We start from the raw sequence: 26,239 nt of genomic DNA on the forward strand, positions 1-26,239 counted from the left end.
CCTTGTAGTCTGGCGATGGCTTTCTATACTAGTTGTGAGCAAGGCGCCGTCTTGCTACACCAGGAGTCGCCATGCAATGCAAGGATGTTCCGGGATGGGCCAGGGCTGCCGCCGCCACCGTGCTGCTGTGTGCCGCCTCAGGCAGTGCCATTGCCGATACCTATCGCATCACCACGCGCGCCGCGGGCGACAATGGATTGTTTTCCCTGGGTTCGATGTTCGAGCTTCCGGGGCCGGAAGCCACCGGGCCCTATGAATGGCGCCTGACCACCGAATTCAGCACTCCCGAATTCGAGCACGGAGGGCAGATCGCCCAGGTGGTCGCCTTCGATGTGGCCATGTCACTGGAACTGACGGTAGGGGGAGCGCACTATTCGACGGTGCAGGACAACGCGATCGTCCGGCTCCAGTACTTTTCTTCCTTCCAGGGCGGACCGTTGTACGACATGCGCTACAGCGTCTACTTCACGCCGCCCCAGACCGCCAATCACGCCCAGCTGACGCAGTCGTTCCTGATCGACCCGATGCTGCTGGCGCCTGCCGACCTGCTCAGTCCCGTTTCGCTGGCGATACCGCAGATCGCGTCGGCAGCTTTCGAGGCCGACAGCTACTACCAGGATCTCGATAATTACCTGTTCCTCGGCTTCGCACACGGCGCCGCCACGACGTTTTCCTATGAAGTCTCGATGGTGCCCGAACCGGCATCCTATGCAATGACATTGCTGGGCTGCGCGGTCGTGGCGGGGGCGGCGTGGCGGCGCCGCGCGGCGGCGTAGCAGGTAGTCACTTGTCGAGCAGCTCAACCGTGGCCTGGTCCGCTTCGCCATCGTGGAAGGTTGCCAGCGCCGTGGCAAAGGGAGCATCGCCCACGGCCGCCGCCGCAAACAATGTCATCGACGAGCGAAACTTCAGCGCGTCCACATGGCCCAGGATCGTGTCGATCCGCGTGCCCCCATGCGCGTTGACGAGGGCCGTGCATTCACGCAGCCGCGCGCCAAGGACAGGGTGCGCGAGATAGGCGCGCGCCTCGTCGAGCGAGGCAATACCATAATACTGCGCCGTTTCCGAGCGGCCCAGCCCCTGCAGCTGGGGAAAGATGAACCACATCCAGTGGCTGGTCTTGCGCCCCGCGCGCAGTTCGCGCAGCACGTCGTCATAAATGCGGTCCTGGGCGGCGATGAAGCGGTCGAGATTGAATGGCATGCTGTCCTCCGGAGTGAGCATGCAGTCTACAACGGGCCGCCATCCGATGCCGCCTGCCGATCCCTGCCGATGCTATTTGCTGATGCTACTTGCCGATGTGTTTCGCCAGGAAGGTTTCCAGCTTGCGGTACACCTCGGCCTGGTTTTCGCTGTCGTAGAACCCGTGCCATTCATAGTCCACGTAATACCACTCGGGTGGTCGGCCGGCCTTCGTCAATGCCTCGCGCATGCGGAACGCGTGCTCCTTGGGTGCGATCGTGTCCTTGCCACCGTGAATCAGCAAGACCGGTGCCTTGATGGTGCCCGCATGCAGCGCGGGGGAGATGCGGTCCAGTTCCGCGACATCGTCGCCCACATACAGCTTGTTGTAGCTCCTGGCGGTCTTGGACCGTTTCATTTCTTCCTCCTCCAGGAACAGCTTCAGGTCATACACGCCGGCGTAGCCGATGGCGCACTTGAACAGCTCAGGGTCGCGCGATGCCAGCGTCAGCGCCGCGTAGCCACCGAAGCTGGCGCCGAACACGCACATCCGGTCGCCATCGATGCCGGCATTGGCGACTGCCCAGCGTACGCCATCCACCAGGTCGTCCATGATCTTGCCATGCCACTGGCGATAGCCGGCCTCGCGGAACGTCTCGCCGCGGCCGCCCGAGCCACGGAAGTTCACCTGCAGCACCGCGTAGCCGCGGCTGGCCAGGAATTGAGCGTCGGTGTCGAAGTACCAGGTATCGTATGGACCGTGCGGGCCGCCGTGCGGAATCAGCACCAGCGGCACCTTGCCGCTTGTCCGGTTGCGCGGCATGGTCAGGTATCCATGCAGTTGCAGGCCGTCACGCGCCTTGAACGAGACAGGCGTGCGTTCCGCCATCTGGTCCGGCTCGAGCGCCTCCATGGCGGCGAACAGCATGTCGGCGCGTCCGCTCTTGCGGTCGAACAGGTAGTAGGTGCCGGGATCGCGGTCGCTCCGGACGACGAACAGCAGCTTGTCGCCATCCCGGGTAACGTCGAGGAAGCGTACGACGTCGCCCGGGAATTGCGCGGCAAGCTGCTTGTGCAGGATCACGTCCGGATGGCTGTCCGGTTCCAGGTAACGCACTTCCGGCTTGCCGACGGACGTGAAAGCGGCGATCGGCAGGTAACGGCTGGTGCCGAACATGGCACTGCCGACAGAGCCTTCCGCATGCGAGGCCACCACGTGCCGCGCGCCCGTCGAAAGGTTTTCCCGCACCAGCACCTGGGGACCGCCGCGCTCGGCGTGCCACGCCATGAATTCGCGGTCGTCCGCCGAGAACGCGAAGGGTTGGAGCAGCGTGCCGGTTTTTGCCTGCGGAACCCGGGTCCACCTGGCACTGTCGCCTTCGCGGCGCAGCAGTGTGAAATGCGCGTTGTCGTCGCTGCCGGTGGCGAAGCGGGGCTGGCCATCGTTCTGCACCAGGAAATTGAAGCGTGGATGCGGCACGCGTGCTACCGTGCGGCGCCTGCCCTTGAGCGAGTCGACATCGAGCAGTTCGCTCACATCGGCGCCCCACAGGTAGGCGGACAGAAAGACGCGGCCAACGCGTTCGGCCGGGATGTCCGAGACGTAGGCGAAGCCATGGTCGTCCTGGTAGCCACTGGTGCGCCCCGAGTTCAGGAACCGGTCGTAGCCGTACAGGTATTCCTGCTTCTTGCCGTCGTAATCCATGGCCAGCACCTCGCCATACGAGGTCGGTACTTCGCGCGAGCCCTGTTCGTGGCCCTTGCGCACGACCAGCCGCGTGTTGCTGACCCAGTAGTAATCGAGCGGCACCTGGAACGCCGGCAGGCGGACGACGCTTTCGATCGCCAAGTCGGGCAGGCTGTAGAACGTCATCGTCGGCACGTCGCGCTTGCCGATCGGCATGCGCACGGTGACGGCCAGGTGCTTGCCGTCGGGCGACAGGCGCGGCTGGGAAAACTGTTCTTGCCTGGCAAACGAGAGAACGGGAATCGGGGACGCCGGTGCTTGCGCGATCGCGGGCAGGGAAGGCAGGGCGAGCAGGAGAGGGATCAAGCGGTGCATGGATGGCCTTGGAATAAGTGGATATTATTATCCAAGTAATTATTATTAACAATACGCAATAATTGGAGAGAATTGCCGTGCACGTTGTGTTTCGGCAGCCGGTACAAGGCAATGTGGCTCCGCGACCACCCTCATGGCATAATCCGCAGTCCTCCAGCACGCTGCCTCATGAACGAATCCCTCAACCTGCTCGGCTTGTCCACCACGCCGCTCGAACTGCTGTCCTTTGTGCTGTCGATCGCCACCGTCTGGCTGAACATCCGCCAGAACCACTGGGCGTGGCTGTTCGCGATCCTGTCTTCCGCGCTGTACGGCGTGGTGTTCTTCCAATCGAAGCTGTATGGCGACATGGGGTTGCAGCTGGTGTTCATCACGGTGTCGTTCTGGGGCTGGTACCAGTGGCTGCATGGCGACGACACGCATGCGCGCCTGCCGGTGACGGGGCTGTCGTGGGCGGGCAGCGGAGCGGCGGCGCTCGGCTGGATCATGGGCTTCATCGCGCTGGCGTGGTTCCTGATGTCGTTTACCGATACCGACGTGCCGTTCGCGGACGGCTTCCTCACCGCGGGCAGCCTGGTGGGGCAGTTGCTGCTGTCCCGGAAAAAGCTGGAGAACTGGCATGTGTGGATCATCGTCGACGTGCTCTACGTGGCGCTGTACGTGCACAAGGGCCTCATGCTGACGGCCGTGCTGTATGGACTGTTCGTGGTGATGGCCACGATCGGCCTGCTGGCATGGCGCAAGTCGATGCTGGCCGAAGCGATGGGTGACGAGCCTGCCAGCAAGGCAATGGTGCTGCGATGAAGACGATGCGCATCGCGATCGTCGGCAGTGCTTCTTCGGGCAAGACGACGCTGGCCCAGGCGCTGGCCGAACGCTACCGCGACGTGTGGGTGCCGGAATACCTGCGCGAATTCGTCGAGCTGCGCCGGCGCGTGCCGGTGGAGGGCGACCAGCTGCACATCGCCGAAACGCAGGCCGCGCGCGAAGATCTCGCCATGGCGCGCGCCGGGCGCTTCGTGTTCTGCGATACCACGCCGCTGATGACGGCCGTGTACAGCCGCCATTACTTCGGTCGCGTCGACCCGCGCCTGGAACAGCTGGTGGCGGCGCGGCGCTACGATGTCACGCTGGCCTGCGCGCCGGACATCCCATGGACACCGGATGGCCTGTGCCGCGAGCCGGAAGACCAGAGTGCGCCGGTGAATGCGATCCTGGCCGAGGAACTGGCCGCGCGCGCGATCGCGCACGTGCGTATCCACGGGCCGCTCGAAGAGCGGCTGCGGCAGGTGGAAGAGGTGCTCGGCCGCGGCTGAGCAATGTTGCCGGCCTCGTGTTGTGGGGCCGCTGGTCCCGCCGCCTGGCGACGGGACATCGGGTTCAACCGCGGATGCTTCAGAAGTTCAGCTGCGCCGACACCCGGAACGTGCGTCCCAGCCCAGGCATCAGGTAGCCGCCCAGGTCGGGCGTCACATCGCGCCAGTAGAACTTGTCCAGCGCGTTGCGCACCTGCGCGCGCACGACCAGCGGCATGCCGTTGACGCGAGTGACGTACGACGTGCCGAAGTTCACCAAGTGGTACTTCGGCACGAATACCGTGTTTTCCTCGTCAAACGCTTTCTTGCCGGCGAATTGCCAGTCGCCGTTCACCTTAAAGGCCGGCGACAGCGCATATTCGGCGAATACCGTCGAACGGATGGCAGGCACGTTCGTCACGCGCTTGCCGTCGTAGAAGCTCTGTCCGGTGCCGCCCTGCTGCGTGCTCAATGCGGCCAGCGAGGCGCCGATCGTCAGTTCTCGCGTGGCCTTGCCCTGCGCGGAGAATTCAAAGCCGCGGTGCTCGGCCTGGCCGTTGCGCACGAAGGTATTGGCGGCGTCGGTGTATTCCAGGCCCTTCTCGATCTGGAACAGGGCGGCCGTATAACTGATGCCGTTCAACTCGGCCTTGGCGCCGATTTCCACCTGCTTCGACTTCGACGGTGCCAGTGCACGGTCTTCGTTGATGGTGCCGAGCGGCGCGATGCCGCCGTGCTGGAGGCCGCGCGCGTAGGTGGCGTACAGCGCCACGTTGCTGCGCGGGCTGTAGACCAGCGCCACGTTCGGCAGCCAGAAGTTGGCGCTGCTCGGCGCCACGCCCAGTTCATCGCGCTTCAGTTTCACGTAGCGCGCGCCCGCGTGCAGGGTCAGTTCGCTCGTGATGCCGACGATGTCCTGCACGAACAATGCGCGCTCGTTGTCCTTGCGGCGCACCGATGCGGGGCCCGTTTCCAGGTCGCTCCGCGGCGGCACCACCACGGGGCGGTAGATGTTGCTGGTGCCGGCCCATTCATAGACATCGTCGCCCCAGCTTTCCTTGTTGCCGTAGAAGGCGAAACCGGTCGACAGGTCGTGCGTCACGGTGCCGGTGGCGAAGCGGCCCTGCAGCATTGCCTGCGCGGTGAGCGGCTTCTTCTGTTCATCGAGGCTGCGGTAGTCATACACGTCGTAGTCGCCATTGCCGCAGAAGCCGGGCCACAGCAGCTCGGCCCCGCAGCCATAGGGGAAGGCCGTGTAGTCGTCACGCTTGAATACGTGGCGGTTCGCCTTCACTTCGAACTTCCAGTCCGGCGCCAGCTGGTACAGGAAACGGGCGCCGAAGTTCATGCTTTCGGTGGCCACCGGGTAGCTCCATGGCTGGTCGTTGAGCAGCGTGTCGGCATCGACGACCGGCAGCGACACGCCATTGATCAGCTGGAAGCCGGGTGCCGACACCTGCGATTTCTTCTGGTAGTCGGCATCGACCTGCAACAGCGCCTGCGGCGAAATCTGCCAGTCGAACGCGCCGGAAACAAAGCTGCGGCGGCCGTCCGCGCCATCCACCCACGAGCGCAGCCGTTCGCCGGCCACGTTGATGCGGTAGCCGAAGCGGCGATCGTCGAAGCGGCCGCCTAGGTCCACGGTGCCCAGCAGGGTGCCGCGCTCGCTCACTTCGAACAGCACGGAGCGCAACGTCGTGCTGGTGGGGCGCTTGGTGACGTAGTTGACCACGCCGCCCGGCGCCGCCACGCCGGCCGTGATGCCCGCCAGGCCCTTCAGCACTTCGATGCTTTCCTTGTTTTCCAGCGGGATCTGGGTGTCGGCCGAAATCGCCAGGCCATCCTTGCGATAGCTGTTCGCATTGTCCAGCTTGAAGCCGCGGATCGAGAATTGCTCGGCATAGCCCACGGCGTTGTAGGCATCGCTGATGCTCGCGTCGTAGCGCGCCGCATCGGTGGTGGAGCGGATGTTCAGCGCCTGCATCTGCTCGCGCGTGATCACGCTGACGGACGTGGGCGTCAGCAGCAGCGGCCGTTCCGAGAAGCCGGCGACGGAAGCGGTTTCCGCCGTGCCGCGCACGGCGGTGACGACGACCTCGGTCATCGCGGGTTCATCGGCTTGCTGGGCGAAAGCGGGAAAAGCCTGCGCGATGGCCAGCGCGGCGGCGGAAAAAGTGGTCTTGTTCATCGATGTGCTCTTCTAATTCTCTTCTAGTTCTCAAGAACCAGCGAGGAAGCACACCAGGGGACGTTGGAAGGGACGAAGACTGCCTTGTGACGAACACCGCACTGCGCTTTCCTTCGCTGGCATTATCCAGATCAGGTACGAAGGGTATCTCTCACCCGGAGCAGGAAGCGTGAATTACTCTTTGAATAATTCAGCAACCCGCCCAGGACCCCTAGCGAAGCCGAGAGCTTATCATAGTTGCATACAATGTCGTGCGCCATTCGTCCGGGCCTATTGTTATACTTGTGGAAACATGGACTCCCAACGACAATATTGCATTGAACCGTCATCAACGTTCCACGCACAGGAGACCGCCATGACGCAGGAACATGTCATAGAAAACCGCGAGAGCCTGGATGCCCAGGTGCTCGACATGCACCGCGCGCTGACCTCGCTGATCGACCGGCTTGGCGCGCTGGACATGTATAACCAGCGCTGCGCCGCCTGCACCGATCCGGAGTTGAAACTGGTGCTGGCAAGCCAGCGCGACAGCACGCGCAGGCACGTGGCGATGCTGCTTGAGTGGGCGCGGCGGCGCGATCCAAAGCTTGACAAGGAGTTGCGCGACGCGCTGTTCAAGGCTGGCCCGATCGCCGCCCAATACCGTTACGATGAGAACATGTAAGGCAGTCCACATAATGAGAATCGAATGAAGCAGCCGTATCACGAAGGAAGCTGGTTTGCCGTCCCCCTGATCAATGGCGGTTACGCGGCCGGGCTCGTTGCCCGCATGTCCCCGCAGGGGAAGATCATGCTGGCCTACCTGTTCGGGCCCAGGCGCGCCGTGATGCCCACGCTGGCCGACGTGCTGGCGCTGAAGGCGGGCGATGCCGTCAAGGCCATCCGCACCGGCGACATGGCGCTGGCCAACGGCCGCTGGCCGGTGCTCGGCGAGGCCGAGCATTTCGACCGCAACGACTGGCCGGTGCCGGTGTTCATCCGCCGCTCCGATGCGCTGAAGCGGGCCTGGCAGGCCACCTACGCGGACGACCCGGCCAAGCCGGAGCGCGAAGTGTCGGTGCCGTATGAAACGGCGGGCCTGGAAAGCGATTCGCTGTTCGGCTATGGATCGACCGAACTGCTGCTGACCAAGCTGCTGGAATAGCAGGCGGAGGAATCATGCACCTGGGAGGCTGTTTCTGCGGTGCCGTGCGCTACCTGGTCACGGCCGAAACGTGCAACAGCACGCTGTGCCATTGCACGATGTGCCGCCGCGCCAGCGGCGCGCCCTGCGTGGCGTGGTTTACGGTGGCACGGACCGGCCTGCATTTTTCTTCCGGCAGCCCGGCCTGGTACCATTCCAGCCCCGGCGTGCGCCGCGGCTTCTGCGCGGCCTGCGGCACGCAGTTGACGTTCGAGGATGACGCCTGCCCGGGCGAACTCGATGTCACCACGGCCAGCCTGGACGACCCCGAACGGGTGCCCCCCGGCGACCATATCTACATGCAAAGCCACCTGCGCTGGCTGCAGCTGGCCGACAGCCTGCCGCGCTACGTGCGCACGCGCGCCGAAGGCGCGCGCCAGGTGCCCTAGCGCATTCAGCTTTCTCCGCCCGGCAGCGCCGGGCAGGCGGCCGCGCGCGACAGCAGCAGCGTGCGTTCGCGTGCGTTCTGCGTCAGGTCCGCCGCGCGCATGAATTCGGCGCGCGCTTCTTCCGGCCGGCCCAATTTGAACAGGAAATCGCCGCGCACGCTGGGCAGCAGGTGGTAGTTGCGCAGCGCCGGTTCATCCACCAGCGTATCGGCCACTGCCAGGCCGGCGGCCGGGCCGAAGGCCATCGCCAGCGCCACGGCGCGGTTAAGCTCCACCACCGGCGATGGCGCCAGCTGCGCCAGGCCATCGTACAGCGCGGCGATGCGTTGCCAGTCGGTGTCGGCCGCCTTGCGTGCGCGCGCATGGCAGGCAGCGATCGCGGCCTGCAGGCCATAGGGGCCGAGGCTCTTGCCGAGCTGCCCGGCACGGTCCAGCGCGGCCAGTCCCCGGCGGATCAGCAGCTGGTCCCAGCGCGCGCGATCCTGGTCCAGCAGCAGCACGGGCGAGCCGTCGGCCGCGACCCGGGCCCGGGCGCGGGACGACTGGATTTCCATCAGCGCCACCAGGCCATGCACCTCGGGCTCCTGCGGCACCAGCCCGGCCAGGATGCGCCCCAGGCGCAGCGCCTCGTCGCACAGCGCCGGGCGCATCCAGTCGGCGCCGGCGCTGGCCGAGTAGCCTTCGTTGTAGATCAGGTAGATCACTTGCAGCACGGAGGAAAGCCGCTGGACCAGCTCGTGCTCCGCCGGTACCTCGAACGGCACGCGCGCTTCGAGCAGCGTGCGCTTGGCGCGCACGATGCGCTGCGCCACCGTGGGCTCGGGCACGAGGAAGGCACGGGCGATTTCCTCCGTGGTCAAGCCACCCAGCAGGCGCAGGGTGAGCGCCACGCGGCCTTCGGTCGGCAGCACCGGGTGGCAGGCGATGAAGACGAGGCGCAGCACGTCGTCGCCAATGCGCTCGTCGAGCGCCCGCTCCAGCGCCTGTTCGCCATTCTGGGCGGCATCTTCGAGCAGGCTTTCGATTTCATACGTGAGCTGCGGTTCCTTGTCCTGCACCAGCTTGCGGTGACGCAGGTGGTCGAGCGCGCGGTTCTTCGCCGTGGCCATCAGCCACGCGGCCGGATTGTCCGGCGTGCCACTGTCGGGGAATTGCACCGGCCACGTCTCGAGGGCCGCCACGAGCGCTTCCTGCGCCATTTCCTCGGCCAGGCCCACGTCGCGCAGCAGCCGCGCCAGCGCGCCGATGATCCTTGCCGATTCGATGCGCCAGACCGCCTCGACGGTGCGATGGACCCGGTCGCTCAATGCGGCAACGGGCACGCCAGCGCCCGCAGTTCCAGCGTCACGTCGGGCCAGGGGAACGGATAGCTTTTCACCCAGGCGATCGCCTCGTCGCGCGAGGCGGCCTGGATCAGCCAGAAGCCGGCGATCAGTTCCTTGATCTCGGTGAACGGGCCGTCGACGACCGATGGGCGGCCGCCCTTGAACTTGACGCGCGCACCTTTGGCCGTGCCTTTCAGGCCATCGCCGGCAAGCAGCACGCCGGCCTGCGCATCCCGGGCATTGCGCGCGTTCATGCGGGCGATGACGTCCGGCGGCGGCGGCAGGTCGGCTTCCAGGGCATCGCTGGAGCGGATCAGGACAGCATAGGGCTCGAGGCGGACAGGCTCGAGATGCGGGGCTGGCCGATGCACGGGCGCGTCGATCCCCGCGCAACCGCCCGTGCACCCCGTTTCACGCACTTCGAGCACGGCATCGCCTTCGGCATCGGCCGTGGGCCAGGCCATGGCCCAGGCGATGGCCTCTTCCTTCGATGCCACGTCGACGATCGCAAAGCCGGCCGCCAGTTCGCTCGCCGGGAAGGGGCCGTGTTCGATGGACCATGCGCCGGCGCTGCGGTGCAGGCGCGTGGCCTGGTGGCCGGGATGCAGCCAGCGCGCGGCCGGCACCGCGTCGACCAGCGACGCGGCGGGAAAAGCGCCGCTTTCGGAACCGGCGTCCGCGCGCCGTATCACCATGAAATGCATCCCCGTCCCTCCCGGTATGGTCCGAAAAAATCAGGCCGAATCCGCGATGCGCTCGCGCAGCCTGTCCTCCTGTTCGCGCAGTTCCGGCGTGAATTCGGCACCGAAATCCTCGGCCTCGAACACCTGGCGGATCTCGATCTCGTCGCCGTCTTCCATGGGCGCGCGCTTGAGCCACTCGATGGCTTCCTCGCGCGACTTTACCTGAATCAGCCAGAACCCCGCAATGAGTTCCTTGGTCTCGGAAAAGGGGCCGTCGATCACGGTGCGGTCCTTGCCGTGGTAGCGGATGCGCACCCCCTTCGAGCTGGGATGCAGGCCTTCGCCGGCCAGCATCACGCCGGCGTTGACCAGTTCCTCGTTGTATTTGCCCATCGCCTCGAGCAGCTCGGTGGATGGCATCCTGCCCGCCTCGGAATCCGGGGTGGCTTTCACGATGATCATGAATCGCATGGTGGTTTCTCCCTGTCGCGTGCTTGTGGGGTAGTTACTGGACCAGTTCCGGGCAGTTCATCGCCGTCTTCGATGCTTCGATGGCTTCCTCGGGCGGTACGTCGCGGATATGCGTGGCCAGCGACCAGCTGTGCCCGAACGGGTCGCGCAGCACGCCATAGCGGTCGCCCCAGAACATGTCCGCCGGCGGCATCTGCGCCGCCGCGCCGGCATCGACCGCGCGCTGGTAAGCCGCGTCGACATCCTCGACATAGCAGTGCAGCGTGACGGGGGAACTGGGCAAGTCTTGCGGGCCGAAGCTGCCATGCTCGGGGAATTCGTCGACGAGCATGATCTTGGTATCGCCGATGCGGATCATTGCGTGCATCAGCTTGCCGCTACCGTCCGGCACCGCCATGCGCACCAGCTCGACAGCGCCAAACGCCTTCTTGTAGAACTCGATCGCCTCGGCGGCGTTGCGGCAGACGAGGTGCGGCGTCACGGTGGGCATGTCCGCAGGAATTTTTTCGACTTCGCTCATGGCTATCTCCTTCATGGTTGTGAGGGAACACGCACTGCGTTCCCATACTCCCACGACGAACGGCGAAACGCCAGATCGACAAAACGCTGAAAATATTTTTCGCCGCTGCGGCGAGGGGAGGGAACGTCAGCCACCGATCGTAGACGCGGCGGCTGACAGTTCATGTCAGGAGCTTGCGCACCGCGTCAGATCGCATCCATCGTGATCTGGATCGACAGGCCGCCGCCTTCGCGATTGCTCAGTTGTAATTCCGCACCATGCCGCAGCAGCACGCGCTCGACGATTGCCAGGCCGAGGCCGGCACCATTGGCCTGGCTGCGCGATTCGTCCAGCCGGGTGAACGGCTTCAGCAGCTCGGCCATCCGATCTTCCGGCACGCCCACGCCATGGTCCTGCACTTCGATGGTTACCCGCCTCGCCGTGTGCATGCCCTTGACGGTACAGCGGATGTCTATCTCGGCCACGTCCGTGCCCGGAGTCTTGCCATAGCGGCGCGCGTTCTCGATCAGGTTGTGGAACACCCGTTTCAGGTCGGTGACGTTGCCGCGCAGCTGGACATCGCAGGCGATGTCGGTGGTGACTTTCACGTCCGGCAGGCGGGAAACCTCATGGGCCACTTCGTCCAGCATGGCCGGCACGTCCACCGGCACGAAGGTGGACGATTCGGTCGGCTTCGCGTAATCGAGGAACTGGGCGATGATCGCATCCATCTGCGCGAGGTCGGATTTCATGCCGTCGCGCGCGTCCGGCGTCAGGTCCGCCATCTCCACTTCAAGCTGCATCCGCGTCAGCGGTGTGCGCAGGTCGTGCGAAATGCCGGCCAGGATCACGGCGCGGTCCGATTCGACCTGCTGCAGGTCGTCCACCATCTGGTTGAAGCTGCGGTTCGCCTGCCGGATCTCCTGCGGCCCCTTCTCGGGCAGCGGCTCGGGCCGGCGGCCTTGCGCGATGGCGCGGGCCGCGACCGTGAGCCGGCGCAGCGGCGCATTGACGAGGCTGGAAATGGCGGCTGCGCCCAGCAGCGAGACAAGCGATACCACGGCGGCCCAGCCGAGCCACTGGATGCCCGTCAGCCAGGGAATGCGCTCGCGCTCGAGCATCAGCCAGTAGGCATCCTCGCCGATATTGAAGCTGACCCAGAAGCCGCGCATGCCGTTGACGCGCGCGGAAAAGCGCGTGTTCTTGCCCAGCTTGGCCTTGACGAGCCGCTCGATATCCGGCATCAGCGCGATGTCGGGCGGCGGGTCGACTTCATCGTTTTCTTCCAGGAGGAAGACGCGGATGCCTTCGTTGGAAACCAGGTCGAACAGGAGCTCGGTGCGCAGCTCCGGGGCGGAGTGCGTCAGCGCCGCGCGCGTGATGGTGACGACCGAGATCACCTGCGCGGCCAGCTGCTGCGCCTGCGGGCCGCGCTGGACCCAGCTGATCATGCCGGTCCACGACGCCATCGACAGCGTCGTGAGCACGCCGAGCAGCAGGAAGGTGCGCCAGAACAGCCCGCTCTTCAGGCGGGCCAGCGAAATGCGACGGAACTTCATCGGACGGCACGCATCAACGCGGCTGTCCCTCCGGGATGAACACGTAACCCAGGCCCCACACGGTCTGGATGTACAGCGGGCTGGAAGGATCCGGCTCGATCAGCTTGCGCAGGCGCGAGATCTGCACGTCCAGCGAGCGGTCGAACACCTCGTACTCGCGGCCGCGCGCCAGTTCCATCAGCTTTTCGCGCGACAGCGGCTGGCGTGCATGGCGGGCAAACACTTTCAGCACGGAGAATTCGCCGGTGGTCAGCGGCACCGTTTCGCCATTCTTCTTCAGCGTGCGCGTGCCCAGGTCCAGCACGAACTGGCCGAACTCGAAGGTTTGCGGCGTTTCCGATGGCGCGCCGGGGATTTCATCGGGCCCCTTGCGGCGCAGCACCGCGCCGATGCGGGCCACCAGTTCGCGCGGGTTGAATGGCTTGGGCAGGTAGTCGTCCGCCCCCATTTCAAGGCCGACGATGCGGTCCACATCCTCGCCCTTGGCTGTCAGCATGATGATCGGCGTCTGGTCGCCGGCGCCGCGCAGGCGGCGGCAGATCGACAGGCCATCCTCGCCCGGCAGCATCAGGTCGAGCACCAGCAGATCGTAGCGTTCGCGCAGCCACAGCTTGTTCATCGCGGTGGCGTTTTCCGCGGTGAAGACATTGAAGCCCTGTTCGGTCAGGTAGCGGCGCAAGAGGTCGCGCAGGCGGACGTCGTCGTCCACGACCATGATCTTGGCCTGGTGGCCGCCATGCGAGGCACTGGTGGAAGAGGTGGAGCCCGCGGTGGAGCCCGCATTGGAACCCGCATTGGAACCCGCATTGGAACCATTACTGCTGGAATCGGTCGAAGTAGTCATATTGCTGTCGGAATTGTCAGAAGCATGTCGCTATGGTAACGTCTTAACGCAATGAAAAGCGCGCACGCATGGGCCCATTACAAAGTGTTACAAACTTTACCCAATCACCCTTATACCCATGGGGAAAGGGGCATACACTTCGTCCATCGGGTACAGGTTACCAGACACGAACGAGGACATGGCATGAGCAAGCAGGCACACGATCGAAGCAGGGCAAACGCGCAATGCGCGCGTGCCGCGATCGCGTCGCTGCTGGTGGCGGTATGCGGCTTGCTGCCCTCGCTCGCCCATGCAGGCCCGAATGACGGGCCACCACGGCGCGACAACCAGCAGCAGCAACAGCAGCGTCGCGACAGCCAGTGGGGCGATGGCGCCGATGCACGGTCCTTCGAGGCGCGCGCCGAAGAGCAGCGCCGGATCATGCAGGAGAATGCCAGCAATGCGGAAATTTCCCGCCGCATGAGCCGCATGACGCCCGACGAGCGGCGCGACCTGCGCCGCCAGATCAACGATGCGCGCATCGAAGTGTATTCAAACCCACCGCGCCGCTGATCTTCCCGCCACTCCTTTCAAGGCCGGTCACTACCTGACCGGCCTTTTTGCTGTCGATCGCATTGGCCGGACGACTTTCCTGCGTTGCGCCTTGTCTGCAGCACGACACATTTTCCACTACATCATAGATGCTTGGCGGCAATCAAATTGCCGATAGGGAAAAATTCTTAAAGTATCTCCTACAGCGTTTCTTGATTCTGAGAAATATTGGGGATTCCAATGGAAATCGGTGGCGAAACGGCAGTCATGCCGGATGAGGAAATGGCCGAACCCATCGTCGGGCGCGACGATGGCATCTGGCTGCGCGCCGATGCGCCGCCATCGGCCCTGGCGGCGGCTGTCGACGCCCTGTTCCAGGCCGGTGCCTTCCTGGCCGGTCTCGATTACGCCGTGTTCCAGCGCATGCTGTACGGGGCCGGGCCCGCACTGCCCGCGGCGTGGCATGGCCAGCCGCTCGTGCGTGTGGCCGATGCCATGGTGTCGTTCGAACCAGCCCGTCGTGGCCTGTACCGGTCCCCCAGGATCGAGTCCGGCGTTGCCTCGTGCTTTTTCGAGCCGGTGCTGCTTGCCAATGCCGTCGGCATCCCGGAACTGTCCAGGCTGGAATTCGACGAATTCGTGGCCGACATGTGGTGCAAGGGCATCCGCTTCGGCATCGATGTACCGACCGTGCGGGCCGTGATGGCTGCCGGAGGAAGGGCACGCATCGTGGTTGCCCGCCGCCTCGACCCCGTGGATGGACGCAATGCGACCATCGTCGAGGTATCGCCGCAACTGCGCCGCTGCAATGCGCCACGCGCATTGGCCAATGGCCGCTTCGACCTGCACGCATTTGAAAACCGCTTCCCGCAAGTGAAGGCGCAGGTGCGGCTGTTGCGCAAGGACCCGTGCACCGCCGGCACGCGCGGTATCGACCTGTCCGGCGAGCCGATCGAGGCGACGGCCGGCACGGACCTGGAGCTCACGGCCGTTGCCGGCCCGGGTACCGTGATCGAGCACCTGGACGGCCACGACTACCTGGTTTCCGCCGCCGAGGGTTTCGTCAACATCGACCGGAACGGCCGTCTGTCGATCGGGCCAAAGATCGTCGGCCGGGATGGTGCCAGCGTGCGCACCACCGGCAACCTGCAACTGGCCGGCGACTATGAGGAATTTGGCGACGTGGAGGAAAACGTCATCGTCGAAGGCAGTGGCATCACCATCCACGGCAACGTGTTCGGCCATATCGCCTCGCGCGGCGGCGCCGTGCACCTCAAGCGCAACCTGATGGGGGCAGCGTCGTCAATGGCGCCGGTGCGATCCGCGTGGGCGGCGTCGCGGCAAACGCGGTGCTGCAGGCGGCAGGTGGCGAAGTAACGATCCGCGAGGCGCAGAACTGCGTAATCAGCGCCGCCCGGGTGACGATCGGCGAAGCGACCAACTGTGAAATCGTGGCCGACGAGGTGGTGATCGGCATCGCCAGCGGCTGCGCGATCGCCGGCCGCAACATGGCAATCACCGTGGCCGGCCCCCGCAAGGGCAGCGAAATGCTGCTGTTCGCGCTGGTCCCCGACACCCGCGACGACGACGAAGCCATTACCGACCTCGCGGCCCGCGCGGCCAGTTGCCGGGCCACGGTGCAGGCATACAGTGCCATGGTCCACGATATCGGCAGCCGCCAGGATGTGCGCAGCTACCTGGCGCTGGCCACCCGCGTGCGGGCCGGGGAAGTCGCGCTGACCGCCCCGCAGCAGGCGCTGTTCAGGAAAATGGGGGAACAGCTCGCGCCGGCGCTGAACGAGATCGCCCAGGTGTCGCTTGCCGGCAACGGCGCGCGGGTGCAGTTGAACGATCTTCAAGGCCAGCTGGAAAAGGCACGGCAGCGCCGCGGCGCAATCGCCGCCACGGCCTCTTGCGCGGTCAAGGTCATCGATGGCGACACCGTACTGCGCACCATGCTGTACCACCCGGATACCGGCCTGCCCACCCGCCTGGCGACAAAGGACATCAAGGCGCACCTGCGGGCCGGCTCGTGGAGCCACGCGTCCGTGCTGCAGGCTGCCGACGGTGCGTTCGACTGGTCATCCGCTGCGTCACATCCGATCCGTCAGGATAGTCCCGACAGGAAACATTGAGCATCCTCAACACTGGAACGGGGGGCAACCTTAGCATGGAGAATGCGCAACTTTGCCGCATGACGGACGAAAGGAACACCATGCAAACCAAGCACTCACCAGCAACGATCAAGGCGCTGGCATCACCCGGATCCGGCGGCCCGCAGGGCGACGCCGAGGCGCGGCAATATCTCACGTTCCGTCTCGGCGGGCTGGAATATGCGCTCGATTATGCCAACGTGCAGGAACTGCGGCCGCTGCAGGCGCTCGAACGCTTCGCAACCGACGGCGAAATCATCAGCGGCGTCGCCGTTTCGCGCGGCATCATCATGCCGGTCGTCGACATGCGCATCGCGTTCGGCCCGCGGCCGTCGGAGCACGACCCGCAGACCGACGTGATCATCCTCAAGCTGTCCACCTGCGTGATGGGCATGGTGACCGATGGCGTGACGGACCTCGTCATGCTGGCCAGCCGGGACATCAAGCCGATCCCGAACGTGGCGGCGGAAGTCGACTATCTGCTGGGCCTTGCGGATGCGGGCGGCCGCCGGTTGATCGTCGTCGACATCGACAGGCTGATGGCGATCCGCCGCACCAGGCCGGACAGCCTGCACGCCGCCGCGTGATGTGGCGGACGCAAAAGAAAACGCCGCCCGAGGGCGGCGTCGTTGTATTGCCGTTCCGTTTCCTCGCTCAGGCCAGCGCCTCGAGCTGTTCCTGCAAGCCCAGCCATTCCTCTTCCAGCTGCGCCAGGTCTTTCGTGTAGAAAGCCTGGTCCGCCAGCAGCGTCTTCAGTTTCGGCTTGTTGGCCGCTTCGTAGATTGCCGGGTCCTGCAATTGCGCGTCGACGTCGGCCTTTTGCGCATTGCGCTTGGCGATCTGCTCTTCCAGCCGCTTGATCTTGTTCTCGATCGGCTTGCGTTGCGCGGCCAGGCGCTGGCGCTGCTCCGCTTCCAGCCGCTTCTGTTCGCGCTTGTCGACGGCTGGCGCGGCCGGCGGCGGCGCCACCGGTGAAGTCGAAGGATACGCCGTCTTGTGTTCCTTGCCGGCCGCCGGCAGCACGTCGGTTCCCTTGCCCAGCTTGGTCTTGAACAGCCAGTCCTTGTAGTCGTCCAGGTCGCCATCGAACGGTTGCAGCATGCCGTCGGCAACGATGATGAACTGGTCGGTCGTCGCCCGCAGCAGGTGCCGGTCGTGCGATACCACCACCAGCGTGCCCTCGAACTGTGCCAGCGCCTCGGTCAGCGCCTCGCGCGTTTCCAGGTCCAGGTGGTTGGTCGGTTCATCGAGCAGCAGCAGGTTTGGCCGCTGCCACACGATCAGCGCCAGCGCCAGGCGTGCCTTCTCGCCGCCGGAGAACGGCGCGATCGAACTCGTCACCATCGTGCCGGGGAAGTTGAAGCCACCGAGGAAGTTGCGCAGCTCCTGTTCGCGCACCGTGGGCGCGATCTTCTGCAGGTGCCACAGCGGCGATTCGTCGTGGCGCAGCATCTCCACCTGGTGCTGGGCGAAATAGCCGATGATCAGGCCCTTGCCGGTGGTCGCCGTGCCGGCCAGCGGCGCCAGGTCGCCGGCCACCGTCTTGATCAGCGTGGACTTGCCGGCACCGTTCACGCCGAGCAGGCCGATGCGCTGGCCCGTCTGCAGGCTGAAGTTGATGCCGTGGACGATCGTCTTTTCCTTCACCTCGTAGGTGACGGGATCTTCGCTGCGGTAGCCGGCATCCACATCCTCCAGCACCAGCAGCGGATTCGGCGCGGAGAGCGGCTCGCGGAACTCGAACGAGAATTCGGCGGCGGCGCGCAGCGGCGCCAGTTCTTCCATCTTCGCCAGCGCCTTCATGCGGCTCTGCGCCTGCTTGGCCTTCGACGCCTTGGCCTTGAAGCGGTCGATGAACGACTCCAGGTGCGCCTTCTTGCGCGCCTGCTTCTCGGCGGCGCCGGCCATCAGCACCATCTGCGCGGCGCGCTGGCGCTCGAAACTCGAGTAGTTGCCGGAGTAGCGCTTCAGCTTGCGGTCGTCGATGTGCACGATCACGTTGACGATCTCGTCGAGGAAATCGCGGTCGTGGGAAATGATGATCAGGGTGCCGGCATAGCGCTTGAGCCAGTCCTCGAGCCAGATGATCGCGTCCAGGTCCAGGTGGTTGGTCGGTTCATCGAGCAGCAGCAGGTCGGAAGGGCACATCAGCGCCTGCGCCAGGTTCAGGCGCATGCGCCAGCCGCCGGAGAAACTGGCCACGGGCTGCTGCATCTGGTCCAGCGTGAAGCCCAGGCCCAAGAGCAGCTGTTCGCCGCGCGACTGCACCGTGTACGCATCGGCATCGGCCAGGGCCACGTGGGCATTGCCCAGCGCAAGCCCCTGCTCGGCGGAGTCGGGCAGCGATTCCAGCCGCTCCAGCTCCGCCTGCAGTTTGCGCAGGTTGACGTCGCCATCGATCGCGTAGTCGAGCGCATTGCGCTGCAGCGGCGGCGTTTCCTGCGCCACGTAAGCCATGCGCCACTTGGCCGGGAAATCGATATTGCCCTGGTCCGGGTGCAGCTCGTTGCGCAGCATGGCGAACAGGCTGGATTTGCCGGCACCATTGGCGCCGATGAGGCCGATCTTGTCACCGGGGTTCAGTGTCAGGTCGACGTTTTCCAGCAGCGGCTTCACACCGCGCATCAGGCTTACTTGTTCGAGACGAATCATGCTTTACTTATCAGAGCTTCAGTTGGTCGGCGGTCGGGAGGAAGACCCCAGGTCCATCTTGTCGCCCATGGGGAGACGACGGTCCGGGGCCTCGATGAGCCACAGTGTTTATTAGAGCTTCAGCTGGTCGGCGGTGAGGAGAAACACCATGTCGTCTCCCTGGCTGGTGGTCAGCCACGTCAGGCCCATGTCGCCGAAGGCCGCTTCCGCGAACGCCTTCTCGTTGCCGATCTCGACGATCAGCAGGCCGTCGTCGGTCAGCCGCTCGGCGGCGCCGGCCACGATCCGGCGCACCAGGTCCATGCCGTCCACGCCGCCATCGAGGGCGATCTGCGGCTCATGGCGGTATTCCTGCGGCAGCCGCGCCATGGAACCGGAATTCACGTACGGCGGGTTGGTGATGATCAGGTCGTATTTTTTCTGCGGCACGGCGGCGTACAGATCCGACTGGATCAGGTTCACGCGGTCTTCCAGCTTGTAGGTTTCCACGTTGCGGCGTGCCACTTCCAGCGCATCGGCCGAGATGTCGACGGCATCGACCTGCGCGTCCGGGAACGCGTCCGCCATCATGATCGCCAGGCAGCCGGACCCCGTGCACAGTTCCAGCACGTTGGCGATGCCTTCCGGGTTGTTGACCCATGGCGAGAAGTACTCGGGAATCAGCTCGGCGATGTAGGAGCGCGGCACGATCGTGCGCTCGTCCACGTAGAACTGGTAGGTGCCCAGCCATGCCTCGTTGGTGATGTAGGCGGCCGGCACGCGCTCGGTGGCACGGCGCTCGATCACGTCCAGCACGCGCTGGATTTCGTCGGGCAGCAGCCGCGCGTCGAGGAAAGGATCGAGCCTGTCCAGCGGCAGCTTGAGCGTGTGCAGGACCAGGTAGGCCGCCTCGTCGAAGGCCTCGGCGCTGCCATGGCCAAAGAACAGTTTCTCGGTGTTGAAGCGGGTCGTCGCGTAGCGCAGCAGGTCGCGCGGCGTGGCAAAGATGGTGGTCATGGTGTTCCTTCGTTTAGGCGAGCAGGTTCTCGAGCGTGCGGCGATAGATGTTCTTCAGCGGATCGATGAAGCGCACTTCCACGTGCTCGTCGATCTTGTGGATGCTGCCGTTCGGCGGCCCGAACTCGATCACCTGCGGGCAGATCTGCGCGATGAAGCGTCCGTCCGACGTGCCGCCCGTCGTCGACAGTTCGGTGTCGATGCCGGTCTCGCCCTTGATCGCTTCGCAGATCGCCGTCGACAGCGTGCCGCGCGGCGTCAGGAACGGATAACCGGAGATGGTCCATTTCAGGTTGTATTCGAGGCCGTGCCGGTCGAGAATCGCATGCACCCGTTGCTGCAGCCCTTCAGCTGTGCTGGCCGTGGAGAAGCGGAAGTTGAAGTCGATGACCATCTCGCCCGGGATCACGTTGTTCGCGCCCGTGCCGGCCTTCACGTTCGACATCTGCCACGACGTGGGCAGGTAGTACTCGTTGCCCTCATCCCAGACCTCGGCGACCAGGTCGGCCAGTGCCGGCGCCGCCTGGTGGATCGGGTTCCTCGCCAGCTGCGGGTAGGCGATGTGGCCCTGGATACCCTTGATCGTCAGGCAGCCGGACATCGAGCCGCGGCGACCGTTCTTGATCATGTCGCCCAGCGTGGCGCTGGACGTGGGCTCGCCGACCACGCAGTAGTCGATCGCTTCGCCGCGTTCCTTCAGCTTGTTGCAGACGATGACGGTGCCGTCGGTGGCCGGGCCTTCCTCGTCGCTGGTGATCAGGAAGGCGATCGAGCCCTTGTGGTCCGGGTGGGCGGCGATGAATTCCTCGCAGGCGACGACAAAGGCGGCGATCGACGTCTTCATGTCCGCCGCGCCGCGGCCATACAGCTTGCCGTCGCGGATCGTCGGGAAGAACGGCTCCGATGTCCATTGTTCGACGGGGCCGGTCGGCACCACGTCGGTGTGGCCGGCGAACACGAACACGGGCTGCTCGGTGCCGCGGCGTGCCCACAGGTTCGTCACGTCGCCGGAGACGATCGTCTCGCAGCGAAAGCCCAGCGGTTCGAGCAGGGCGATCAGCTGCTGCTGGCAGCCTTTGTCCTCGGGGGTGACGGAAGAGCGGCCGATCAGCTTTTCGGTCAGCGCGAGGGTACGGGATTCGGTCATGGTTGTGTTGTCCGCGTGATTAAGCGGCGAAGAGCTGTTGATAGTGGTCTGCCTTGAACCCCACGTGGCACCCGGCGGCCGTTTGCAGCACGGGGCGCTTGATCACGGACGGGAATTCCAGCATCAGGGCGGTGGCGCTGGCGGCATCCACGACAGCGGCCTTGCGCTCGTCCGGCAAGCCGCGCCAGGTGGTGCCCTTCCGGTTGACGAGGGCTTCCCAGTCCACGTGCCGCAGCCAGTGCCGCACGGTGACCTCGTCGAGGCCCTGTTTCTTGAAGTCGTGGAAGGTAAAGTCCTGTTGCTGCTCGGCCAGCCAGACGCGGGCTTTTTTCACCGTGTCGCAGTTGGGGATGCCGTAGAGAGTGATCATGGGTATTCGGGTGGGCGCGCGGCCGCCGGCGGCCGGCCAAAGTGCGCCATTATAGCCGGTCGAACCGGCCACGGAGCCGGCTTGCCGCACCTGGCGCCCGCGGCTGTTGACTCAGCGGTCGAGCGTGAACTCCGTGAAGGACGCTTCGGCCACCGGCCTGGCTTCGGGCTCGCCCGCTTGTTGCCCTGCCGGGCGGCCTTCGGGCCCGTTGTTCAGCAGCCAGAGCAGGTTGGTGGCCGAGTCGGCGTTGGCCAGTGCCTCGTCCTGCGTGATGCGGCCTTCCTGCACCAGCTTGTACAGCGCCTGCTCGAACGATTGGGAGCCAGGCGACAGGCTCCGGTCCAGTGCCTCCCTGATCTGCCCGATCTCGCCTTTCTCGATCAGGTCGGACACGTAGCGCGTGTTGACCATCACCTCGACGGCGGGCGTGCGGCTGCCGCCACCGCTCGAGCGGAGCAGCCGCTGCGACACGATGGCGCGCACCGTCGACGACAGGTCCTGCAGCAGGGCGGGGCGGTTCTCCACCGGATAGAAGCTGATGATGCGGTTCAGTGCGTTGTAGCTGTTGTTCGCGTGCAGCGTGGCCACGACCAGGTGGCCCGACTGCGCATAGGCCAGCGCGGCGGCCATCGTTTCGCGGTCGCGGATCTCGCCGATCAGGATGCAGTCCGGCGCCTGGCGCATCGAGTTGCGCAGCGCGGTATCGAAATCCTTTGCATCGCTGCCGATCTCGCGCTGGTTGACGATGCATTTCCTGTTCTTGAACAGGTATTCGATCGGGTCTTCGAGCGTGAGGATGTGGCCGGAACGCAGCGCGTTGCGGTGATCGAGCATCGCCGCGATCGTCGTCGACTTGCCGGACCCGGTGGCGCCCACCACGAGCATGAGGCCACGCTTTTCCATGACCAGCTCGGCCAGCACGGGCGGCAGGCCCAGTTCGGCGAGCGCGGGAATACTGGCGGGAACGTAGCGGAACACGGCGGAAATCGTGCCGCGCTGCCGGAAGGCGGAGAGCCGGAACCTTCCCAGGCTGGGCACGGAGATACCCATGTTCAGTTCATTGGTCTGCGCCAGTTCCTGCAATTGCGCCGGCGTGCAGATCTCCGCCAGCAGCGCATCGATGTTTTCCGGCTCCAGCTTCTGCTGGTTGACCGGAATGAGGTTGCCGTTGATTTTCAGGTGCACCGGCGAGTTCACGGCGAAGAACATGTCCGACGCGTTCTTCTCTTTCATCAGCTGGAACAGGCGGTCCATCATCGTAAATGCCCTCGGTCTTCTCTGGACCCCACAAGCAGATTCCGGGGTCAGGATAGTCGCTGGCTTGCAAGCCAGCGCCGTTTCGCAGGCGGCGAGCCTTGCTCGCCGAAACCCCTGCTTCACCCCGCTGGGTCTGACCCCAGTCTCTGCCTCTGGGTCAAACCGCCTTAAACGCCGCGCAGCAGTTCGTTGATGCCGGTCTTCGCGCGGGTCTGCGCATCGACGCGCTTGACGATCACGGCGCAGTACAGGCTGTACTTGCCGTCGGCCGACGGCAGCGAACCGGACACCACGACGGAGCCGGACGGGATGCGGCCGTAGCTCACTTCGCCGGTGGCGCGGTCGTAGATCTTGGTCGACTGGCCAATGTACACGCCCATCGAGATCACCGAGTTCTCTTCGACGATCACGCCTTCGACGATTTCGGAACGGGCGCCGATGAAGCAGTTGTCCTCGATGATCGTCGGATTGGCCTGCATCGGTTCCAGCACGCCGCCGATGCCCACGCCGCCGGACAGGTGCACGTTCTTGCCGATCTGCGCGCACGAACCCACCGTGGCCCACGTGTCGACCATGGCGCCTTCATCGACATACGCGCCGATGTTCACGTAGGAGGGCATCAGCACCACGTTCTTGCCGATGAACGAACCGCGGCGTGCCACGGCTGGCGGCACCACGCGGAAACCGCCCTTGGCGAAATCTTCCGGCGTGTAGTTGGCGAACTTGGTCGGCACCTTGTCGTAGAACTGCATGGTGCCGTCGGACGGCAGCACCACGTTGTTCTCGAGGCGGAACGACAGCAGCACGGCTTTCTTGATCCACTGGTTCACCACCCAGGTGCCGGTATCCTTCTGCGCCACGCGCAGGCTGCCGTCGTCCAGGCCGGCCAGCACGTGGTTGACGGCATCGCGCACTTCGGCGGTGGCGTTCGACGGATTGATTTCGGCGCGGTTGTCCCATGCCTGTTCGATGATTTGCTGGAGTTGTTGAGTCATGATTCGTGTGATGAAGTGAGGGATTTGCAGAAGCGGACGATGCGCTGCGCGGCTTCCAGCCCTTCGGCCGTTTCCGCCACGAGCGCCATCCGGATGCGGTTGCGGCCGGGGTTGCTGCCGTGGGCTTCGCGCGCCAGGTAGCTGCCCGGCAGGACCGTGACATTATATTCGGCGTACAGGCGACGCGCGAACTCGGTGTCCGACAGACCGGTACGGCTGACGTCGGCCCACAGGTAGAAGCCGGCGTCCGGCAGTGCCACGTCGAGCACTTCGGCCAGCAGCGGCGTGATGGCATCGAACTTCGCGCGGTATTGGGCGCGGTTCTCCGCGACGTGGGACTCGTCGTTCCACGCCGCGATCGATGCGGCCTGCACCGGCGGGCTCATGGCGCCGCCGTGGTAGGTACGGTACAGCAGGAATTTCTTCAGGACTTCCGCGTCGCCGGCCACGAAGCCCGAGCGCAGGCCCGGCACGTTCGAGCGCTTCGACAGGCTGGAGAATACCACCAGCCGCGCATATGGCCTGTCGACCGAGGACAGGCCCAGCATGTGGGCGGCCTGCAGCGCGCCCAGCGGCGGCTCGTCGCCATGGTAGATCTCGGAGTAGCACTCGTCGGCCGCGATGATGAAGTCGTGGCGTTCGGACAGCGCGAACAGGTTTTCCCAGTCCGTCAGCGACAGCACGGCGCCGGTCGGATTGCCAGGCGAGCACAGATACAGCAACTGCACGCGCTGCCACACGTCGGCCGGCACGCTGTCGTAGTCGCAGCCGAAATTGCGCGCCGGGTCGGAATTGACGAAGTAAGGTTCGGCCCCTGCCAGGAACGCGGCGCCCTCGTAGATCTGGTAGAACGGGTTCGGGCACACCACGAGCGCTTGCTGATCGCCATCCTTCGCGGCCGGGTCGATCACGGCCTGCGCGAAGGCGAACAGCGCCTCGCGCGATCCATTCACGGGCAGCACCTGCGTGGCCGGATTCAGCGCCGGCAGGCCATAGCGGCGCTCGAGCCATGCCGCGATCGTGCCGCGCAGCGCTTCGGAGCCGGCGGTGGCCGGATACATGGCCAGGCCGGACAGGCTGTCGGCCAGCGCCGCGCAAATAAAGGGCGGCGTGGGGTGTTTCGGCTCGCCGATGCCCAGGCTGATGGCGCGGTACTGCGCGTCGGGTGTCACGCCCTCGAACAGCCGGCGCAGTTTTTCAAACGGGTAGGGGTGCAGTTTGTCGAGTAATGGATTCACGTCGGATCTCGGGAAAAGGCGCACGCCGGAGCGTGATTTCTGGTGATGCATGAATGTCAGCCGGCCATTATAGCCCGCGTGCCGCCGGCGCGCCCGGCACCGTCCCGTCACTTCAGCCCATACCGTCGAGCAGCGCGCGCATGCGCCGCCAGTGCGAGCCTTGCCAGAACACGCCGCCGCACCGCGGGCAGCCCAGGAATGCGTCCTGCGTGGCACGCACGGAGGACGGCAGCCGGTCGAGCACATCCTCCTTCGCGCGCGGCTGCAGGGGCACGTTGCACGCAAGGCACAGTGTGAATGGCCGCATCGCCGCCTGCAGGCCGTAACGGGAAAACACTTCGCGCAACTGCGGTTCGGGCTTCAGCGCGCGCACGTAGCAGCCGCGCAGCACGCCGCGCCGCTTGAGCAGCTCGCGGTCGCGGGTCAGGGCGATGCGCCCGCCGAGTTCGGAGAAGGCTTCCACTTCGCCATCGTCGATGGCATTGTCGTACAGCGTATCGAAACCGGCCATGCGCAGCAGCCTGGCCAGGCCGCCCAGGTGGGCGTCGGCCACGAAGCGTGCTTCCGACGGCGTCAGCAACACCGGGCGCGCGGCTGGCACATGCACGTCGTCGCCATCTTCGAGCAGATGGTCGAGCGGCACCGGCGCGCCGTTGACGAGCACTTCGCCCGCTTCGGTATGCGGCACGCCCAGCGCCTCGACCATGTGCTTGACGGTGGCGGCGCGCGCGCACGGTGCGGCGAACGCGCGGCCGCGGTGCTCGCGCGCGAGGAACATGTCCAGCGCGCTGTCGAACCGGAACGTGGCGGTGACCATCGATGCTTACGGCGCGGGGCGCAGCGGGCATTCGTCCATGTCGTCGAGCCGCGCCGCGAGGTCGGTGCGCAGCGCCACCAGGCCACCGATGCGCCGGTCGATCTCGGCGAGCTTGGCCCGCAGGGCGGCACGCAGCGCTTGCGCCGAGGCGCCGGGATCGGCAAGCAGCGGCAGGTCGGCCTCGATCTCGGCCAGCGTGAAGCCGAGCGATTGCGCAGTGCGGATGTAGGTCAGCCACTGCACCGCCTCGGGCGCATAGTCGCGATAGCCGTTGCCGCTGCGCCGCGCGGTGAGCAGGCCGCGCTTTTCATAGAAGCGCAGCGTATCCCGGCTGATGCCGGTCGCCTGCGCGATGTCGCCGATCCGCATGACACCTCCGCAAAGAATGCTTGACCCTGGAGTG

At 65.3% G+C, this 26,239-nt stretch carries 28 protein-coding genes and 1 riboswitch; of the genes, 10 read left to right on the top strand and 18 right to left on the bottom strand.

Features of this window, described 5'->3' with window-relative positions; translation table 11 throughout:
- The first annotated feature begins 71 nt into the window (after window positions 1-71).
- Window positions 72-776, top strand: a complete 705-nt coding sequence (locus EWM63_RS21430; RefSeq protein ID WP_130188354.1) for a PEP-CTERM sorting domain-containing protein — start codon at window positions 72-74, stop codon at window positions 774-776.
- A 7-nt stretch (window positions 777-783) separates the two neighbouring features.
- Here EWM63_RS21430 and EWM63_RS21435 read toward each other — a convergent pair whose 3' ends face one another.
- Window positions 784-1,203 (bottom strand): DUF1810 domain-containing protein, encoded by a 420-nt coding sequence (locus tag EWM63_RS21435; RefSeq protein WP_229487413.1) that lies wholly within the window; start codon window positions 1,201-1,203, stop codon window positions 784-786.
- A gap of 85 nt (window positions 1,204-1,288) precedes the next feature.
- Entirely contained in the window at window positions 1,289-3,244 is a 1,956-nt protein-coding gene (locus EWM63_RS21440) for an alpha/beta hydrolase family protein (RefSeq protein WP_130188356.1), read from the bottom strand.
- Between the two features lie 168 nt (window positions 3,245-3,412).
- Here EWM63_RS21440 and pnuC point away from each other — a divergent pair, with 168 nt between their 5' ends.
- Window positions 3,413-4,048, top strand: coding sequence for a nicotinamide riboside transporter PnuC (gene pnuC / locus EWM63_RS21445; protein WP_130188357.1), 636 nt, complete (start codon window positions 3,413-3,415; stop codon window positions 4,046-4,048).
- Window positions 4,045-4,560: an AAA family ATPase gene (locus tag EWM63_RS21450; RefSeq protein WP_130188358.1), complete on the top strand. Its 516-nt coding sequence runs from the start codon at window positions 4,045-4,047 to the stop codon at window positions 4,558-4,560. The genes pnuC and EWM63_RS21450 overlap by 4 nt, the downstream gene beginning before the upstream one ends.
- Before the next feature lie 79 nt (window positions 4,561-4,639).
- On the opposite strand, the gene EWM63_RS21455 is transcribed toward EWM63_RS21450, so the two are convergent.
- The gene (locus EWM63_RS21455) at window positions 4,640-6,727 is read right to left on the bottom strand and encodes a TonB-dependent siderophore receptor (protein ID WP_130188359.1); all 2,088 of its coding nucleotides are present in this window, start codon (window positions 6,725-6,727) and stop codon (window positions 4,640-4,642) included.
- A gap of 91 nt (window positions 6,728-6,818) precedes the next feature.
- Window positions 6,819-6,950: riboswitch (TPP riboswitch) on the bottom strand.
- A 132-nt stretch (window positions 6,951-7,082) separates the two neighbouring features.
- Here EWM63_RS21455 and EWM63_RS21460 point away from each other — a divergent pair.
- The 3 genes from EWM63_RS21460 to EWM63_RS21470 are packed head-to-tail and all read left to right on the top strand — an operon-like array spanning window position 7,083 to window position 8,299.
- On the top strand, window positions 7,083-7,391 hold the full coding sequence (locus EWM63_RS21460) for a ferritin family protein (RefSeq protein WP_130188360.1): 309 nt from the start codon (window positions 7,083-7,085) through the stop codon (window positions 7,389-7,391).
- Window positions 7,392-7,415: 24 nt separating this feature from the next.
- Window positions 7,416-7,871, top strand: coding sequence for an Imm26 family immunity protein (locus EWM63_RS21465; RefSeq protein ID WP_130188361.1), 456 nt, complete (start codon window positions 7,416-7,418; stop codon window positions 7,869-7,871).
- Window positions 7,872-7,885: 14 nt separating this feature from the next.
- Window positions 7,886-8,299, top strand: a complete 414-nt coding sequence (locus EWM63_RS21470) for a GFA family protein (RefSeq protein WP_130188362.1) — start codon at window positions 7,886-7,888, stop codon at window positions 8,297-8,299.
- A 5-nt stretch (window positions 8,300-8,304) separates the two neighbouring features.
- Here the strand turns inward: EWM63_RS21470 and EWM63_RS21475 are convergent, their stop codons facing one another.
- The 6 genes from EWM63_RS21475 to ompR form a co-directional block, all read right to left on the bottom strand.
- Window positions 8,305-9,621 carry an RNA polymerase sigma factor gene (locus EWM63_RS21475; protein ID WP_229487414.1) on the bottom strand — a complete coding sequence of 439 codons (1,317 nt, stop codon included), beginning with the start codon at window positions 9,619-9,621 and terminating at the stop codon, window positions 8,305-8,307.
- On the bottom strand, window positions 9,603-10,319 hold the full coding sequence (locus EWM63_RS21480; RefSeq protein WP_229487415.1) for a YciI family protein: 717 nt from the start codon (window positions 10,317-10,319) through the stop codon (window positions 9,603-9,605). Before EWM63_RS21480 ends, EWM63_RS21475 begins: the two co-directional genes overlap by 19 nt.
- A gap of 39 nt (window positions 10,320-10,358) precedes the next feature.
- Window positions 10,359-10,778, bottom strand: coding sequence for a YciI family protein (locus EWM63_RS21485; RefSeq protein WP_130188363.1), 420 nt, complete (start codon window positions 10,776-10,778; stop codon window positions 10,359-10,361).
- Window positions 10,779-10,812: 34 nt separating this feature from the next.
- On the bottom strand, window positions 10,813-11,298 hold the full coding sequence (locus tag EWM63_RS21490) for a VOC family protein (RefSeq protein ID WP_165390885.1): 486 nt from the start codon (window positions 11,296-11,298) through the stop codon (window positions 10,813-10,815).
- Window positions 11,299-11,483: 185 nt separating this feature from the next.
- Entirely contained in the window at window positions 11,484-12,836 is a 1,353-nt protein-coding gene (locus EWM63_RS21495; RefSeq protein ID WP_130188364.1) for an ATP-binding protein, read from the bottom strand.
- Window positions 12,837-12,849: 13 nt separating this feature from the next.
- The gene (gene ompR / locus EWM63_RS21500; protein ID WP_130190525.1) at window positions 12,850-13,551 is read right to left on the bottom strand and encodes an osmolarity response regulator transcription factor OmpR; all 702 of its coding nucleotides are present in this window, start codon (window positions 13,549-13,551) and stop codon (window positions 12,850-12,852) included.
- Between the two features lie 312 nt (window positions 13,552-13,863).
- Between ompR and EWM63_RS21505 the strand changes: the two genes are divergently transcribed.
- The 4 genes from EWM63_RS21505 to EWM63_RS21520 all read left to right on the top strand — a co-directional run bounded on the left by EWM63_RS21505 (window position 13,864) and on the right by EWM63_RS21520 (window position 16,951).
- Window positions 13,864-14,232, top strand: coding sequence for a hypothetical protein (locus EWM63_RS21505; protein WP_229487417.1), 369 nt, complete (start codon window positions 13,864-13,866; stop codon window positions 14,230-14,232).
- A gap of 261 nt (window positions 14,233-14,493) precedes the next feature.
- The gene (locus EWM63_RS21510) at window positions 14,494-15,588 is read left to right on the top strand and encodes a flagellar assembly protein A (protein ID WP_165390886.1); all 1,095 of its coding nucleotides are present in this window, start codon (window positions 14,494-14,496) and stop codon (window positions 15,586-15,588) included.
- Window positions 15,561-16,346 carry a hypothetical protein gene (locus EWM63_RS21515; RefSeq protein ID WP_130188366.1) on the top strand — a complete coding sequence of 262 codons (786 nt, stop codon included), beginning with the start codon at window positions 15,561-15,563 and terminating at the stop codon, window positions 16,344-16,346. Before EWM63_RS21510 ends, EWM63_RS21515 begins: the two co-directional genes overlap by 28 nt.
- An 80-nt stretch (window positions 16,347-16,426) precedes the next feature.
- The gene (locus EWM63_RS21520; protein ID WP_130188367.1) at window positions 16,427-16,951 is read left to right on the top strand and encodes a chemotaxis protein CheW; all 525 of its coding nucleotides are present in this window, start codon (window positions 16,427-16,429) and stop codon (window positions 16,949-16,951) included.
- 67 nt (window positions 16,952-17,018) lie between these two features.
- Here the strand turns inward: EWM63_RS21520 and EWM63_RS21525 are convergent, their stop codons facing one another.
- From EWM63_RS21525 to EWM63_RS21565, 9 genes are all read right to left on the bottom strand, one after another.
- Window positions 17,019-19,016, bottom strand: a complete 1,998-nt coding sequence (locus EWM63_RS21525; RefSeq protein WP_130188368.1) for an ATP-binding cassette domain-containing protein — start codon at window positions 19,014-19,016, stop codon at window positions 17,019-17,021.
- Window positions 19,017-19,127: 111 nt separating this feature from the next.
- Window positions 19,128-20,012 carry a 50S ribosomal protein L3 N(5)-glutamine methyltransferase gene (gene prmB / locus EWM63_RS21530; RefSeq protein WP_130188369.1) on the bottom strand — a complete coding sequence of 295 codons (885 nt, stop codon included), beginning with the start codon at window positions 20,010-20,012 and terminating at the stop codon, window positions 19,128-19,130.
- A gap of 13 nt (window positions 20,013-20,025) precedes the next feature.
- On the bottom strand, window positions 20,026-21,159 hold the full coding sequence (gene dapE / locus EWM63_RS21535; RefSeq protein ID WP_130188370.1) for a succinyl-diaminopimelate desuccinylase: 1,134 nt from the start codon (window positions 21,157-21,159) through the stop codon (window positions 20,026-20,028).
- Between the two features lie 19 nt (window positions 21,160-21,178).
- Window positions 21,179-21,529, bottom strand: coding sequence for an ArsC family reductase (locus tag EWM63_RS21540; RefSeq protein WP_130188371.1), 351 nt, complete (start codon window positions 21,527-21,529; stop codon window positions 21,179-21,181).
- 111 nt (window positions 21,530-21,640) lie between these two features.
- Entirely contained in the window at window positions 21,641-22,783 is a 1,143-nt protein-coding gene (locus EWM63_RS21545) for a PilT/PilU family type 4a pilus ATPase (RefSeq protein WP_130190527.1), read from the bottom strand.
- 170 nt (window positions 22,784-22,953) lie between these two features.
- Entirely contained in the window at window positions 22,954-23,781 is an 828-nt protein-coding gene (gene dapD / locus EWM63_RS21550; protein WP_130188372.1) for a 2,3,4,5-tetrahydropyridine-2,6-dicarboxylate N-succinyltransferase, read from the bottom strand.
- Window positions 23,778-25,019, bottom strand: a complete 1,242-nt coding sequence (gene dapC / locus EWM63_RS21555; RefSeq protein ID WP_130188373.1) for a succinyldiaminopimelate transaminase — start codon at window positions 25,017-25,019, stop codon at window positions 23,778-23,780. The genes dapD and dapC overlap by 4 nt, the downstream gene beginning before the upstream one ends.
- Before the next feature lie 112 nt (window positions 25,020-25,131).
- Window positions 25,132-25,836 (bottom strand): Mut7-C RNAse domain-containing protein, encoded by a 705-nt coding sequence (locus EWM63_RS21560; protein WP_130188374.1) that lies wholly within the window; start codon window positions 25,834-25,836, stop codon window positions 25,132-25,134.
- 6 nt (window positions 25,837-25,842) lie between these two features.
- Window positions 25,843-26,205, bottom strand: coding sequence for a MerR family transcriptional regulator (locus EWM63_RS21565; RefSeq protein WP_130188375.1), 363 nt, complete (start codon window positions 26,203-26,205; stop codon window positions 25,843-25,845).
- Window positions 26,206-26,239 lie beyond the last annotated feature (34 nt).

Origin of the sequence: Pseudoduganella lutea (genome assembly GCF_004209755.1) — a bacterium.
GTDB lineage: Bacteria > Pseudomonadota > Gammaproteobacteria > Burkholderiales > Burkholderiaceae_D > Rugamonas > Rugamonas lutea.

Excerpts from the sequence above, each read along its gene's own strand:
- EWM63_RS21490 (WP_165390885.1), bottom strand. The coding sequence starts at position 11,298 with ATGAGCGAAGTCGAAAAAATTCCTGCGGACATGCCCACCGTGACGCCG.
- EWM63_RS21495 (WP_130188364.1), bottom strand. The coding sequence starts at position 12,836 with ATGAAGTTCCGTCGCATTTCGCTGGCCCGCCTGAAGAGCGGGCTGTTC.
- EWM63_RS21540 (WP_130188371.1), bottom strand. The coding sequence starts at position 21,529 with ATGATCACTCTCTACGGCATCCCCAACTGCGACACGGTGAAAAAAGCC.
- pnuC (WP_130188357.1), top strand. The coding sequence starts at position 3,413 with ATGAACGAATCCCTCAACCTGCTCGGCTTGTCCACCACGCCGCTCGAA.
- prmB (WP_130188369.1), bottom strand. The coding sequence starts at position 20,012 with ATGACCACCATCTTTGCCACGCCGCGCGACCTGCTGCGCTACGCGACG.
- EWM63_RS21460 (WP_130188360.1), top strand. The coding sequence starts at position 7,083 with ATGACGCAGGAACATGTCATAGAAAACCGCGAGAGCCTGGATGCCCAG.
- EWM63_RS21510 (WP_165390886.1), top strand. The coding sequence starts at position 14,494 with ATGGCCGAACCCATCGTCGGGCGCGACGATGGCATCTGGCTGCGCGCC.
- EWM63_RS21470 (WP_130188362.1), top strand. The coding sequence starts at position 7,886 with ATGCACCTGGGAGGCTGTTTCTGCGGTGCCGTGCGCTACCTGGTCACG.
- EWM63_RS21480 (WP_229487415.1), bottom strand. The coding sequence starts at position 10,319 with ATGGTGATACGGCGCGCGGACGCCGGTTCCGAAAGCGGCGCTTTTCCC.
- EWM63_RS21450 (WP_130188358.1), top strand. The coding sequence starts at position 4,045 with ATGAAGACGATGCGCATCGCGATCGTCGGCAGTGCTTCTTCGGGCAAG.
- EWM63_RS21435 (WP_229487413.1), bottom strand. The coding sequence starts at position 1,203 with ATGCCATTCAATCTCGACCGCTTCATCGCCGCCCAGGACCGCATTTAT.
- dapE (WP_130188370.1), bottom strand. The coding sequence starts at position 21,159 with ATGACCGAATCCCGTACCCTCGCGCTGACCGAAAAGCTGATCGGCCGC.
- EWM63_RS21485 (WP_130188363.1), bottom strand. The coding sequence starts at position 10,778 with ATGCGATTCATGATCATCGTGAAAGCCACCCCGGATTCCGAGGCGGGC.
- EWM63_RS21560 (WP_130188374.1), bottom strand. The coding sequence starts at position 25,836 with ATGGTCACCGCCACGTTCCGGTTCGACAGCGCGCTGGACATGTTCCTC.
- EWM63_RS21525 (WP_130188368.1), bottom strand. The coding sequence starts at position 19,016 with ATGATTCGTCTCGAACAAGTAAGCCTGATGCGCGGTGTGAAGCCGCTG.
- EWM63_RS21455 (WP_130188359.1), bottom strand. The coding sequence starts at position 6,727 with ATGAACAAGACCACTTTTTCCGCCGCCGCGCTGGCCATCGCGCAGGCT.
- EWM63_RS21440 (WP_130188356.1), bottom strand. The coding sequence starts at position 3,244 with ATGCACCGCTTGATCCCTCTCCTGCTCGCCCTGCCTTCCCTGCCCGCG.
- EWM63_RS21505 (WP_229487417.1), top strand. The coding sequence starts at position 13,864 with ATGAGCAAGCAGGCACACGATCGAAGCAGGGCAAACGCGCAATGCGCG.
- EWM63_RS21430 (WP_130188354.1), top strand. The coding sequence starts at position 72 with ATGCAATGCAAGGATGTTCCGGGATGGGCCAGGGCTGCCGCCGCCACC.
- EWM63_RS21520 (WP_130188367.1), top strand. The coding sequence starts at position 16,427 with ATGCAAACCAAGCACTCACCAGCAACGATCAAGGCGCTGGCATCACCC.
- ompR (WP_130190525.1), bottom strand. The coding sequence starts at position 13,551 with ATGGTCGTGGACGACGACGTCCGCCTGCGCGACCTCTTGCGCCGCTAC.
- dapD (WP_130188372.1), bottom strand. The coding sequence starts at position 23,781 with ATGACTCAACAACTCCAGCAAATCATCGAACAGGCATGGGACAACCGC.
- EWM63_RS21545 (WP_130190527.1), bottom strand. The coding sequence starts at position 22,783 with ATGGACCGCCTGTTCCAGCTGATGAAAGAGAAGAACGCGTCGGACATG.
- EWM63_RS21465 (WP_130188361.1), top strand. The coding sequence starts at position 7,416 with ATGAAGCAGCCGTATCACGAAGGAAGCTGGTTTGCCGTCCCCCTGATC.
- EWM63_RS21565 (WP_130188375.1), bottom strand. The coding sequence starts at position 26,205 with ATGCGGATCGGCGACATCGCGCAGGCGACCGGCATCAGCCGGGATACG.